Consider the following 12,148-nt stretch of genomic DNA (forward strand, 5'->3'; position numbering starts at 1 on the left):
TCCCGCCGGATAAATAAAAGTTCAGGTTGGCTTGATGGAGTAGGTGCCTTGCGCATTCTCGTGGTTGAAGACGATGCCCAGACCGCCGCTTACCTGCTGCGCGGTTTGAGCGAAAGCGGGCATGTGGTCGATGTCGCCGGCGATGGCAACAGCGGTCTGGACATGGCGCTGGAGGGTATCCACGACGTATTGATCGTCGACCGACGCTTGCCCGGCCTCGATGGCATCGGCCTGATCAAGGCCTTGCGCGCCCGGCAGGTGCGGGTGCCGATCCTGATGCTCAGTGCCCAGGCCTCGACCGAGCAGAAGGTCGAAGGTTTGCAGGCCGGTTGTGATGATTATCTGGCCAAGCCCTATGCGTTCGCCGAAGTGCTGGCGCGGCTCGAAGCCTTGCTGCGCGGGCGCGATCAGGTCGCGGGGCCGGCGCGGCAACTGGTGGTTGGTGAACTGCAACTGGACTGCGCCACGCGCACGGCCGTACGCCGGGGCAAGGTGATTGCCTTGCAGCACCGCGAAGCCCTGTTGCTGGAAAAACTCATGCGCCACAGCGGCCAGATCGTCACCCGCGACATGTTGCTCGACAGTGCCTGGGATTACGATTTCGACCCCAACAACAACGTCATCGACAAACACATCCACCGCTTGCGGCGCAAACTCGATGACGGTTTCGACTATTCGCTGATCCGGACCATCCCCGGTGCAGGCTACAGCTTCCAGACGACGCCCGAGCAAGGCTAAACAAAAGTTTATCTGCCGGGGAACGCTCTGGCAGGCACTCCTCGCTATCTTCGCCGCATTCGTGGATCGCTCCACAAAGGCTCAAGCGGGGAGACAGCTTGCTCATGTCGGTTCCAAAGACCAAGGCGCGCAGACGGCGCGTTGCATTTCAATCATCGGCGACGCTGATTCTGCTGGGCGTATTGACGCTCGGCGGCTGCTCGATGGTGCCCGAATATCGGCAGCCCGAGTTGCCGCTGGCCCAGCAGTGGAACGCGGCCTCTGGCGGTCAATCCGCTGCGGGCGGGCAATGGTGGCGCGAGTTTCACAGTGCCGAGCTGGATCAGTTGATCGACCGGGGGCTGGCCTCCAACTTCACCCTCAAAGCCGCGATCAGCCGTATCGACGAGGCGCGGGCCTCCGCGCAGGTCACCGGCGCCGGGCAATATCCGGCGCTGAATCTGGGCGGCAACTATCAGCGCCAGAACAACTACGGCACCACGCAGAAACGCAGCGTGTTTGCCGAAGCCACCTATGAAGTGGATTTCTGGGGCAAACAGCGCGCCGCCGCCGATTCCGCCGATGCGCTGGCCAACGCCACCGCGTTCGATGCCCAGACCCTGCGCATGAGCCTGAGCGCGAGCATTGCCGACAGTTACTTTCAGGTGCTGTCGCTGGAAGAGCGCCTGCGTCTGGCCCAGTCGATAGCCGACGATGCCCGCCAGGTGCTGGATCTGGTGGAAATCCAGGCCAGTCAGGGCGCCGTTTCCAACCTCGAAGTCGCCCAGCAGCGCAACGCCATGCAGACCTTTGAAGCGGCGATGCCACCTCTGCGTCAGCAACGGGATCAGGCGCTGTATCAACTGGCGGTGCTGGTGGGTGCGCCGCCCGAGGGCTTCCATTTGCAAGGCGACAGCCTCGGTGCATTGCAAGTGCCGCAACCGGCGACTGGCCTGCCGATCGGCCTGCTGCGTCAGCGGCCAGACATTCAGGCTGCCGAAGCGCGGCTGAAATCCGCCAACTTCGACGTTGGCGTGGCCCGTGCCGCGTTCCTGCCGAACCTGTCACTGGATCTGCTGGGCGGGATCGACACCCTCGCCGGCGGGCAGATCTGGAGCGTCATCGGCACCCTTGGCCAGCCTGTGTTTGCCGGTGGCCAACTCAAGGGCCAGTTGCATTTCGATCAGGCTCACGTTCAGGAACTGACCGCCAGTTATCGCGAGTCCATCGTCGAAGCCCTGCAAGACGTCGAAACCCAGATCAGCGCCGCCCGCGAGCTCGACAAGAGTTACGCGTTGAACGCCTCGGCAGTGGATTCGGCACGGGAAGCGGCGCGTCTGGCGCAGGTTCGCTATCGCCTCGGCTCCACCGACTTCCAGACGCTGCTGATCGTCGAACGCACGCAATATCAGGCCGAAGACACGCTGTTGCAGGTTCGTCTGCAACACCTTCAAGCGGCGGTCGGCCTGTTCCGGGCCTTGGGCGGGGACTTTTCCGCTGACGCTCTGGCACTCAATTCTTCTGTTCAGGTGACTCATCCATGACTGTCCTGCACCCACGTCGTCGCACCGTTTTCCTGGGCGTCGCGGCTCTTTCGCTGGCGGTGGCCGTCGGCGGTTTTCAATGGATCAAACAGGCTCACGCTGCGCCGGTAAAAACTGATGCCGGTGCGATCCCGGTACAGATGAGCAAGGTCAGCCGTCAGGATCTGCCGGTGTGGATCAGTGCCATCGGCAACGTGCAGGCGCTCAACAGCGTGAATGTGCGGGTGAGGGTGGACGGCGAGTTACAGAAAGTCCTGTTCAACGAAGGGCAGACCGTCACCGCCGGCAGCCTGTTGGCGGTGATCGATCCACGGGTCTATCAGGCCCAGGTCGCCCAGGCTCAGGCGTTGCTGGCCAAGGATCAGGCGCAACTGGCGAACCTCAGGGTCAATCTCGACCGGGCCAGCAAACTCGCGGCGGCCAAGGCCGGCCCGACTCAGGATGTCGACACCTACCGCGCGCAACTGGCCGCGCAACAGGCGACGGTGCAAGCCGACCAGGCGGCGCTGGATGCGGCGCGGCTGCAACTGGAATTCACTCAGGTCAAGGCGCCGCTGACCGGCCGCACCGGCCAGCGTCTGCTGGATGTCGGCGCGATTGCCCACGGTGCCGAGGCGACAGGGCTGGTGACGATCACCCAGATGAATCCGATCTCCGTCGCGTTCGCTGTCTCCCAGGATGAACTGGCGGAGATCCTCGAAGAGAACGCCAAAGGTGCCTTGCAAGTGGTCGCGATGACCCGCGATGGCCAGCAGGAAATCGCCAAAGGTCATCTGAGCTTCATCGACAGCCAGGTGACGGCGGCCAGCGGGCAGATCCAGCTCAAGGCGCAGTTCGACAATGCCGATGCGAAACTGTGGCCGGGTGAACTGGTGAGTGCGCGGCTGCTGGTGCAGACCCATCGCGACGTGGCTGTGGTGCCCGCCGATGCGGTGCAACTGGGGCGTCAGGGTAACTTCGTTTACGTGGTCGATGCCGATCAGCGGGTACAGCCGCGTCTGGTGGATGCCGCCAATGTGGTGGATGGCAAGCAGTGGATTCGTCAGGGCCTGAATGCCGGCGAAACCGTCGTGGTGCAGGGCCAGTCGCGGGTGGCGCCGGGGTTGAAGGTGATGCCGGTAAAGACTGACACCAGCGCCGACCTGGCGGAGGCCGCCCGATGAATGCGCTGGCCGGACTGATTCAACGGCGTGTGGGGCTGAGCCTGCTGGCGCTCGGCGTCATGCTGCTCGGGGCTTTCGCGTACTTCCAGTTGCCGGTAGCGCCGCTGCCGACGGTGGATTTCCCGACCATTCAGGTCACCGCCAAACTCTCCGGGGCAAGCGCCGAAACCATGGCCTCGTCGGTGGCAACCCCACTGGAACGGGCCTTCGCCGCCGTGCCGCAAGTCACTTCGATGACCTCGTCCAGCGCCGCCGGCAAGACCCAGGTGGTGCTGCAGTTCGACCTGTCGCGGGACATCGACGGCGCCGCGCAGGACGTACAGACGGCGATCAACACCGCCACGCCGAACCTGCCCAAGACCATGTCCAGCGCGCCGACCTTCAACAAGGTCAACCCGGCCGAAGGCACCGTGCTGTCGCTGGCGGTGACTTCGCCGACCCGCACGCTGCCGGAACTGGATCGCTACGCCGACAACTACATTGCCCAGCGCCTGTCGCAAATGCCCGGCGTCGGGCTGGTGGATTTCCATGGCGAGCAGAAACCGGCGGTGCGCGTGCAGATCGATCCCGATGCGCTGGCCGCTCGCGGCCTGACGCTGGAAGATGTGCGCAGTGTCATCGGCGTCAGCACCCTCGATCAACCCAAGGGCACCCTCGATGGCCAGAGCCGTTCGATCACCCTTGGTGCGACTGACCAGTTGCTCAATCCTCAGCATTATCGCGACCAGGTCGTTGCCTATAAAAACGGCATGCCGATCAAGCTCGGCGATCTGGGCCGGGTGATCGCCGGAGCCGAGGACACCCAGCAAGCCGCGCAACTGGGCGGCGAACCGACGGTCATCGTCGACATCCACAAGCAACCGGGTTTCAACCTGCTGTCGACCATCGCCACGATCAAGGCCAAGTTGCCCGAGCTGACCGCGTCCTTACCTCGCGACGTGCAGGTGCAAGTGGTGGGCGACCGCACCCAGACCATCGAAGCGTCGGTCAATGACATGCAGTTCACCTTGCTGCTGTCGATTGCGCTGGTGGTCGTGGTGATTTTCGTGTTCCTGCGCAAGGCCACCGCCACGCTGATTCCCAGCCTGACCATTCCGCTGTCGCTGGTGGCCACGTTCGGCGTCATGTATTTGCTCGGCTACAGCCTCGACAACCTGTCGATCATGGGCCTGGCGATTGCCGTCGGGTTCGTGGTGGACGACGCCATCGTGGTGATGGAAAACATCGTCCGACACCTGGAGATGGGCAAGTCGCGCCTGCAATCGGCAGTCGATGGCTTGCGCGAGGTGGGCTTCACTATCGTCTCGATGACGGTGTCGTTGATTGCGGTGTTCCTGCCGATCCTGTTGATGTCCGGCATCGTCGGGCGTTTGATGCGCGAGTTTGCGGTGACCGTCAGTGTGGCGATCATCATGTCCGGCATCGTTTCGCTGACCATCACCCCGATGCTCTGCGCCTGGCTGCTCAAACCCCATGCCGATCAGGAAGAAGGGCGTTTCGCCCAGGCCTGCGAGCGCGTCTTCGACCGGTTGCACAACGGCTATCGGCGTAGCCTGGACTGGGTGCTCGATCATCAGCGCATCACCATGGCGGTGGCCATCGCCACGCTGGCGGCCACGGCGGTGCTGTATGTCGGGATTCCCAAGGGCTTCTTCCCGCAGCAGGACAACGGCCTGATTCAAGGCGTGGCGGAAGCGGCGGCGGACATTTCGCCGACGGCCATGCGCGCGCAGGTCAACCGTGCGGCGGAGATCATCGGGCAGGACCCGGCAGTGGCGCGGGTGTATTTCTGGATCGGCCCGAACCCAACGGTCAGTCAGGGCAAGGTGATGATCAACCTCAAGCCGTTCAGTGAGCGCACGGCGAGTGCTGCCGAGGTCATCCGGCGCTTGCAGCCGGCTCTGGATGGATTGTCCGGGGTCAAGGTGTTCATGCAGGCCAACCAGGACATCCAGATCGGCGGCCGGGCCAGCAAGACCCAGTATCAATACACCCTGCAGGACCCGGACAGCGTCGAGCTGGATCACTGGAACGGGGTGCTGCTGGCCAAACTCAAGACCTTGCCGCAATTGCAGCACGTCACCTCTGACCAGCAGCAAGCCATCCCGCAATCGACGCTGGTGATCGACCGTCCGACCGCTGCGCGCCTGGGCGTGACCGTACAGGCCATCGATGACGTGCTGTACGACGCGTTCGGCCAGCGGCAGATCGCGACCATGTTCACGCAGTTGGATCAGAACCATGTGATTCTGGAGCTGGACCCGAGCTGGCAAACGTCCACCGCGACCCTTGAGCATCTGTTTGTTCGCGCAAGCTCCGGGGCGTTGGTGCCGTTGAATCTTTTGGCCAGCCTCAAGACCGAGCAGGTGCCGATCATCATCAACCACCAGGGCGTGTTCCCGGCCATTACCCTGTCGTTCGACCTCGCGCCGGGCCATGCCTTGAGCGAGGCGGTCAGCGCGATCAATCAGGCGTCGCTGGCGGTCGCCATGCCTGACACCGTGGCGGGCAGTTTCCAGGGCACGGCCCAGGCGTTTCAGGATTCGCTGAAGTCGCAGCCATGGCTGATTCTGGCGGCGATCCTGACGGTCTACATCGTGCTCGGCGTGTTGTATGAAAACGCGATTCACCCGCTGACGATCATCTCGACCTTGCCGTCCGCCGGTTTTGGCGCGCTGCTGGCCTTGATGCTGTGCGGGCAGGACCTGTCGGTGCTGGGGATGATCGGGATCATTCTGCTGATCGGCATCGTCAAGAAGAACGCGATCATGATTGTCGACTTCACCCTGCAGGCGCAGCAGCGTGGCTTGTCGCCCCGTGAAGCGGTGAGGGAAGGGTGCCTGTTGCGCTTGCGGCCGATTCTGATGACTTCGCTGGCGGCATTGCTGGGCGCGGTGCCGCTGGCATTCGGGCACGGTGCCGGTTCGGAATTGCGTCAGCCGCTGGGCATTGCGATTGTCGGTGGCCTGGCGGTTTCGCAGATCCTGACGCTCTACACCACTCCGGTGGTTTACCTGTGGTTCGAGCGTCGGCGGCGCAAGGTACACGCCGCCGAGGTCATCGAGGCTTCCTGACGTTTACTGCGCCTTGTAGGTCAGGACGGTGAAGGTGTCGGGGTGAAACGCCGGGTCGGGTTTGGGTTGCTCCCGGCTCGGCGCCGGCTGGGTGAAGTCGGCGGTGAACAGGTAGGCCTGACCGCGTTGGGCGTCCAGCACCATGTTGTGCGCCCATGGCCGGGTCCCGACAGTGCCGCGCAATTGGTATTGCCCTTGATCGTCGCGCTGGACAATCGCAAGGCTGGCGTCGGCGCCGCTGGGCACCAGCAACTGGTCTTTCTCCCGATCGTAAGCCAGCGCGTTCACGGCGCGGCCGATGGGCAGGGTGCTCAAGGTCTTGCCTGTTTTCAGGTCGGCGACTACCAGAGTCGGGTCAGCGCCACGGCAAGCCACGAACAGGCGTTGACGCGATTTGTCCACGGCCAGTGCGCTGGGTTTGCTGCAACCCTTGAATGTCCAGAATTGCTGCTGTTCAAGCTTCGCCCCTGAAAGCACGGCGACTTTATCTTCGTCGCGCATAGGGACGATGAAGTGGCCGTTTTCAAGGATCACCGGGCCGTCGAGCTTTTGCGCAGGAATGTCCACCGCATCGGTCAGGCGATCGGTTTTCGCATCGATCAGGTACAGCGTCGAATGATCGCCGCGTCGGCCGCTGGTGACGATCAGCCGGTCGCGGCTGGCGTCGTAGACAAGGTTGTTGAGGTTGCCCGAATCGAGCTTGAGCCGTTGCAGCACTTGCAGGCGGTCCAGCGCCACGATGCCCAGCGTTCCATCCATGTTGGCGATATAGGCGCGGTTGCGTTCCGGCACGAAAGCAACGGCGTTGGCGCCGGCGGAGTTGTCGAGGGTCTTCAGCAGTTTCTGCTTATCAACGTCGAACACCGACAGGCCGTTTTCGCGGCGGGCCACGAACAGTTGCGCGCTCTGTGGTTGCAGGGCGGCGAAGCCCCAACTGTGACCGTCACCGGGCAATGCCTTGGCGGCGTTCAGGGTGTACAGCAGCGGCGCGTCGGCCTCGGCATATTGGGTGCCGGACAGGCAGACCGTCAGGATGGCAAGCGCTCGCCAGGTTTTTGCAAATACCATTCAAAACCTCAAAATTTCAGTGTTCGGCAGGAACGGTTCATGCCCGGTCCATCGCTTCATCCAGCCCTTGATCTTCACCGAGAAAACCGCCGCTCTGATGCTGCCAGAGCCGCGCGTAGGTGCCGTTTCGTTCCAGCAGCTCGGCGTGGGTGCCTTGTTCGATGATGCGGCCCTCGTCCATGACAATCAGCCGGTCCATGGCGGCAATCGTCGACAACCGATGCGCAATGGCGATAACGGTCTTGCCTTGCATCATTTCATCCAGACTTTCCTGGATGGCGACTTCGACTTCGGAATCCAGTGCACTGGTGGCCTCGTCGAGCAGCAGGATCGGCGCGTTCTTGAGCATCACCCGGGCGATGGCAATACGTTGGCGCTGGCCGCCGGACAGCTTGATGCCGCGCTCGCCGACCAGGGTGTCGTAACCGGTGTGACCCTGGCGGTCGCTCAGCTGGCTGATGAAGCCGTCGGCCTGGGCGTTGATCGCAGCGCGGTGAACCTGCGCATCGGTGGCGTCCGGGCGCCCGTAGGCAATGTTGTCGCGGATCGAGCGGTGCAACAGCGACGTATCCTGAGTGACCATGCCGATGGCGCTGCGCAGACTGTCCTGTGTCACCTGCGCGATGTTCTGCCCGTCGATGCGAATCGTACCGCTGTCGACATCGTAGAAGCGCAGCAGCAGATTGATCAGCGTCGATTTGCCGGCCCCGGAGCGGCCCACCAGACCGATTTTTTCACCGGCGCGGATGTGCAGGCTCAAACCGTCGAGCACCTGACGTTCGCCGTTGTAGTTGAAGTGCACGTTGTCGAAGGTCACGGCGCCGCCGGAAGGCACCAGCACGCCGGCGTCGGGCGCGTCTTGCACCTTGGGGCCGCGGGTGAGGGTGGCCATGCCGTCCTGCACCGTGCCGATGTTTTCGAACAGCGAGGTCATCTGCCACATGATCCAGTGGGACATGCCGTTGATCCGCAACGCCATGGCGGTGATCGCGGCCACCGCACCCGCACCGACCTGACCCTGATGCCAGAGCCACAGGGCATAACCGCCGGCACCCAGGATCAGCCCGACCACCAGGGCCTGATTGACGATCTCGAACTGACTGACCAGACGCATCTGGCGGAACCCGGTGAGCTTGAAGTCCTCCATCGCCGCCCGCGCGAAGTGCGCTTCACGGTTGGAGTGCGAGAACAGTTTGACGGTGGTGATGTTGGTGTAGGCGTCGGAAATACGCCCCGTCATCGACGAGCGCGCATGGGCCTGTTCCTGCCCGACCTGTCCCAGGCGCGGCACGAAATACAGCATCGCCAGCCCGAACAGGGCGACCCAGGCAATGAACGGCAGCATCAGTTTCAGGGCAAAACCACCGGCCAGGGCGATGATCGCAATGAAATAAACGCCGATACCGGGGGCGATTTCGATGATCGTGAACAGCACTTCGCGCACGGCCAGCGCGGTCTGCATCACTTTGGTCGTGACGCGGCCGGAGAACTCGTCGGAAAAGAACGAAAGGCTTTGCCGCAGCATCAGGCGATGGAAGTCCCAGCGCAGGCGCAGCGGCAGGTTGATCGCCAGAATCTGGTGCTGGACCATCGTGCGCAATGCCACAAGGCCAATACTCGTGAGCAAGACGATGGCGATGCCCCACAGCACACGGCTTTCCTGACCGCTCGCGGCGCCGCCGGCCTGCCAGGTCGAGAGCAGGTCCACTACTTGCCCGAGAAACGAAAACAGCCAGGCTTCATAGATCGACACGCTGGCACTGAGCAGCGCCAGCGCAAGCACGTAGCCACGGGCACCCCGGGTGCAGGCCCACAGAAAACGCATCAGGCCAACGGGCGGTGGCGGCGCCTCGTCGGGCGGGAAAGGATCGAGCCTGCGTTCAAACACGCGAAGCATAAGGGTCTCCGAAATGATCAGGTTCAGGGGAGTATGCCATCTTCGTCGCTGGCCCCGGATAGGAGGACAGCGATCGCTCGGCCATCTTTGACCATTGGTCAGTTCTCAATACTATCCAACAGGGTAAAGACTATTTTTATCCGGGTCAGCGAAGTGACAGCAGCCCTTGGGAAACGATCACTTTAGCTGAGACCGGTGACGCAGCTTTCAGGATGGATCTTGAAAGGCGCGGAGCATCGTTCGCTCGATGCGCAACGGAGATTTCGTGCCTTTTCACTTGTTAAGGAGAACGCAGATGGCAAGCAATCGAACACTCGAAACCTCAGACAAAACAGCACTCGTCGAAGCCGAGGTGTATCGCTGGTACAACCTGTTTTTCCCGTGGTCACGCGGCATGTCTTCGCAATCGGAAGGCGCCATTAAGCCTTTGTACGATGCGCTGGCGGACGATTTTCGCGTGGTGCTCACGGATGGCCAGATCATGGAACGGGCCGACTACTGGGAGCGACTGTGGGGCCTGCATGGCAAGCGTGCCGGAAGCCCCGAATCGCATATCACCAACCTCTCGATCACGCCGCTACCCGGTGGCTTCTTCCTGACGGTATTCGACCTGGTCAAGGACGGGATCACCAAGAAGAAGGTCGACTCGGCGCTCATGCGTCTTGATGAGAACTCACCATCGGGTATTTCGTGGATTTACGTCCATGAAAGCGAGCACGAGAGGGCGGCCGCGTAAGGTTTACGATTTCACTTCTGTGTGCCGGTCGCGGTGTCAATCACCGCGACCTGGGCAAATCATTCTTCGTCGCGGATCTGCATCAGCGCGAACCCCAGCAGATTCAGGCCTTGCCACAGGTCGGGATTGCTCGCGTTTTTATGGGTGTTAAACAACTTTCACACAGACCCTGACAGGTGGGAGTGCATTAGACCCGGCTCCAGCAGCACTCCCAGCTCAGAGCGATGAGTGTGGTGGAGCCGAAAACGAAAAGCCCCGGCTAATACCCAGGCAAGAGTGAAGCGGTTGACGAACTCACAATCAGAGTGTGAAAGCCATGCTATTTTGACAGCTCAAATCAACATGGAGACTGTTTATGGCAAGCGAGCACATCGAACGATTCGACACCGTGGCCACCAATGTTCTTAAAGCTTTGCACAGCAAATTCCCTGCGGCTTTTCACCCAACCCCAAATAGCATCGGCTTGACTGATGAAGAACCGGTAACGGTCAACGGGAGACGTGAATTCAGTGAAGAATATGACCGCCTATCTACCGAGACTAAACAAGCACTGAATTTCCTGATCGAAGAAGGTTTTGTTCATGACCGGCAATACAGAATTGGTCCAAGTCATGTAATTACTGCGAAGGGTCTTAAAGCGCTGGAACGCATTGACCCAGCCTTCCCTGCACCTGCACTTGCAGATATGTAGAAACTAAAAAGCCCGACTCTAGAGTCGGGCTTTGCTCGCGAAAAAATCGCAACTTAACTGTAATCTATAGAATGGAACTGGGACTGTCAACAAGCTTTTCCGGCAAAGTTTTACCTCTATTCTTTTTCCACATAGGTGCCGGCTTTAGTGGCCCAATGCGCTGCAATGACATCGTCCCGCTAATAGATTTCAGTTCTACGATACGAAATTTTGGACCAACCTCAAAATCGTTTCTCTCCGCCACCAACGCAAGATCACCATAGAAGCCAAGCACCACCTCACCGCCGAACACCCAATATTGCTCTTGGATAACAGCATCTTTTTTTCCAGCAGCTGAAAAAAAAGCACAAATACTCCGGCACCCGCAAATATCAGAGCGAAGTTCTTCATGGTTGAATAATGCTTTAACTCTTTTGACTGAGGATCTTTCTCAGGATCCATTTCCTCGTTACCTATATCCGGCATGTGACGATTCATGAAAATCGCGGCGGAAGCACCAATGACCGAAGCAATCCCGAAAACCAACTGCCATATCAAAGTGAGAGAAAGATAATAGAGAATCATGGAGACGTACGTGCAGGCGGCGATTATCAAGACTTGTCGCTGACCGCCTCTGGCAAACCTAACCCCTGAGAGAAGCCCTACTACTAAAAATGTACAGAGAATTCCTGGATAAACAGTTGTTACGACTGGAAGAATTCCAAAAGACGACATCTGCAAAAAATCGATGGGGGCATCAAAATACTCAAGCCGGCCCATCTCGTGGAATGCGAACAATATGTAAGCCAGCGGCCCAAGCAAAGCTGCGGCAGAGAGGAGATAAGTAGCGGCAGCTTTCCCATCGAGCATGTTCTGTCCTTAAATGGTTGTCCGGCTATGCCGAAGAACCATAAGTACTCGAATTATGGTCAAGCAGCATCTCGTTGGGATTCTAACGCATCATCAATTCAAGCCATACCGGCTTTCCAGACCTGTCGAGTCTTCTCTTCGCCGAGCTTCAACTTTTTGCCGACCGCCATCCGCGACGTGTCCCATCTGGTGTAGTAGCGCATCTGCACATTGCGAGTTATCGTGTGGTTCACCAGCATCTGGCCGATCAGGAAGTTCACACCGAGATCTGTTCAGCCGGTCTGGGCGACCTTGCGCAAGTAGTGGCTTGTCCACGCGTCCTTCCCCGGCCGGGTGAACACGGCGCAGTCCTAGCCATTTTAGGCACTCCCCCGACCGCGTCGGGAACAAGAACGCGCCCTTGTAGCCC

Annotated in this window: 11 protein-coding genes; 6 read left to right on the forward strand and 5 right to left on the reverse strand. The window is 60.5% G+C overall.

Annotation, left to right across the window (positions count from 1 at the left end; all coding sequences use genetic code 11):
- Window positions 1–48 precede the first annotated feature (48 nt).
- From DLD99_RS14355 to DLD99_RS14370, 4 genes are all read left to right on the forward strand, one after another.
- A complete protein-coding gene (locus tag DLD99_RS14355) occupies window positions 49–738 on the forward strand; it encodes a response regulator transcription factor (RefSeq protein WP_114882989.1) in 690 nt (229 codons plus the stop codon).
- A gap of 104 nt (window positions 739–842) precedes the next feature.
- Window positions 843–2,261: an efflux transporter outer membrane subunit gene (locus tag DLD99_RS14360; protein ID WP_114882990.1), complete on the forward strand. Its 1,419-nt coding sequence runs from the start codon at window positions 843–845 to the stop codon at window positions 2,259–2,261.
- Window positions 2,258–3,424: an efflux RND transporter periplasmic adaptor subunit gene (locus DLD99_RS14365; protein ID WP_114882991.1), complete on the forward strand. Its 1,167-nt coding sequence runs from the start codon at window positions 2,258–2,260 to the stop codon at window positions 3,422–3,424. The genes DLD99_RS14360 and DLD99_RS14365 overlap by 4 nt, the downstream gene beginning before the upstream one ends.
- Window positions 3,421–6,498: an efflux RND transporter permease subunit gene (locus tag DLD99_RS14370; protein ID WP_114882992.1), complete on the forward strand. Its 3,078-nt coding sequence runs from the start codon at window positions 3,421–3,423 to the stop codon at window positions 6,496–6,498. The genes DLD99_RS14365 and DLD99_RS14370 overlap by 4 nt, the downstream gene beginning before the upstream one ends.
- Window positions 6,499–6,501: 3 nt before the next feature.
- Here the strand turns inward: DLD99_RS14370 and DLD99_RS14375 are convergent, their stop codons facing one another.
- Both DLD99_RS14375 and DLD99_RS14380 read right to left on the reverse strand, forming a co-directional pair.
- Window positions 6,502–7,566, reverse strand: coding sequence for a YncE family protein (locus tag DLD99_RS14375; RefSeq protein ID WP_114882993.1), 1,065 nt, complete (start codon window positions 7,564–7,566; stop codon window positions 6,502–6,504).
- A 37-nt stretch (window positions 7,567–7,603) separates the two neighbouring features.
- Complete coding sequence (locus DLD99_RS14380) at window positions 7,604–9,463, reverse strand: ABC transporter ATP-binding protein (RefSeq protein ID WP_114882994.1); 1,860 nt, start codon at window positions 9,461–9,463, stop codon at window positions 7,604–7,606.
- Window positions 9,464–9,758: 295 nt separating this feature from the next.
- On the opposite strand from DLD99_RS14380, the gene DLD99_RS14385 reads away from it, so the two are divergent.
- Window positions 9,759–10,199, forward strand: a complete 441-nt coding sequence (locus DLD99_RS14385; RefSeq protein WP_114882995.1) for a hypothetical protein — start codon at window positions 9,759–9,761, stop codon at window positions 10,197–10,199.
- A gap of 59 nt (window positions 10,200–10,258) precedes the next feature.
- Here DLD99_RS14385 and DLD99_RS29425 read toward each other — a convergent pair whose 3' ends face one another.
- Entirely contained in the window at window positions 10,259–10,354 is a 96-nt protein-coding gene (locus DLD99_RS29425; RefSeq protein WP_162803482.1) for an NADAR family protein, read from the reverse strand.
- Between the two features lie 200 nt (window positions 10,355–10,554).
- Between DLD99_RS29425 and DLD99_RS14390 the strand changes: the two genes are divergently transcribed.
- Complete coding sequence (locus tag DLD99_RS14390) at window positions 10,555–10,890, forward strand: hypothetical protein (protein ID WP_114882996.1); 336 nt, start codon at window positions 10,555–10,557, stop codon at window positions 10,888–10,890.
- 195 nt (window positions 10,891–11,085) lie between these two features.
- Here DLD99_RS14390 and DLD99_RS14395 read toward each other — a convergent pair whose 3' ends face one another.
- Window positions 11,086–11,739, reverse strand: a complete 654-nt coding sequence (locus DLD99_RS14395) for a hypothetical protein (RefSeq protein WP_114882998.1) — start codon at window positions 11,737–11,739, stop codon at window positions 11,086–11,088.
- Window positions 11,740–11,837: 98 nt separating this feature from the next.
- The gene (locus DLD99_RS29430; protein WP_244220740.1) at window positions 11,838–11,999 is read right to left on the reverse strand and encodes a hypothetical protein; all 162 of its coding nucleotides are present in this window, start codon (window positions 11,997–11,999) and stop codon (window positions 11,838–11,840) included.
- Window positions 12,000–12,148: the final 149 nt, after the last annotated feature.

It is taken from the genome of Pseudomonas kribbensis (genome assembly GCF_003352185.1).
Taxonomy (GTDB): domain Bacteria; phylum Pseudomonadota; class Gammaproteobacteria; order Pseudomonadales; family Pseudomonadaceae; genus Aquipseudomonas; species Aquipseudomonas kribbensis.

Excerpts from the sequence above, each read along its gene's own strand:
- DLD99_RS14365 (WP_114882991.1), top strand. The coding sequence starts at position 2,258 with ATGACTGTCCTGCACCCACGTCGTCGCACCGTTTTCCTGGGCGTCGCG.
- DLD99_RS14385 (WP_114882995.1), top strand. The coding sequence starts at position 9,759 with ATGGCAAGCAATCGAACACTCGAAACCTCAGACAAAACAGCACTCGTC.
- DLD99_RS14370 (WP_114882992.1), top strand. The coding sequence starts at position 3,421 with ATGAATGCGCTGGCCGGACTGATTCAACGGCGTGTGGGGCTGAGCCTG.
- DLD99_RS14390 (WP_114882996.1), top strand. The coding sequence starts at position 10,555 with ATGGCAAGCGAGCACATCGAACGATTCGACACCGTGGCCACCAATGTT.
- DLD99_RS14375 (WP_114882993.1), bottom strand. The coding sequence starts at position 7,566 with ATGGTATTTGCAAAAACCTGGCGAGCGCTTGCCATCCTGACGGTCTGC.
- DLD99_RS14360 (WP_114882990.1), top strand. The coding sequence starts at position 843 with ATGTCGGTTCCAAAGACCAAGGCGCGCAGACGGCGCGTTGCATTTCAA.
- DLD99_RS14395 (WP_114882998.1), bottom strand. The coding sequence starts at position 11,739 with ATGCTCGATGGGAAAGCTGCCGCTACTTATCTCCTCTCTGCCGCAGCT.
- DLD99_RS14380 (WP_114882994.1), bottom strand. The coding sequence starts at position 9,463 with ATGCTTCGCGTGTTTGAACGCAGGCTCGATCCTTTCCCGCCCGACGAG.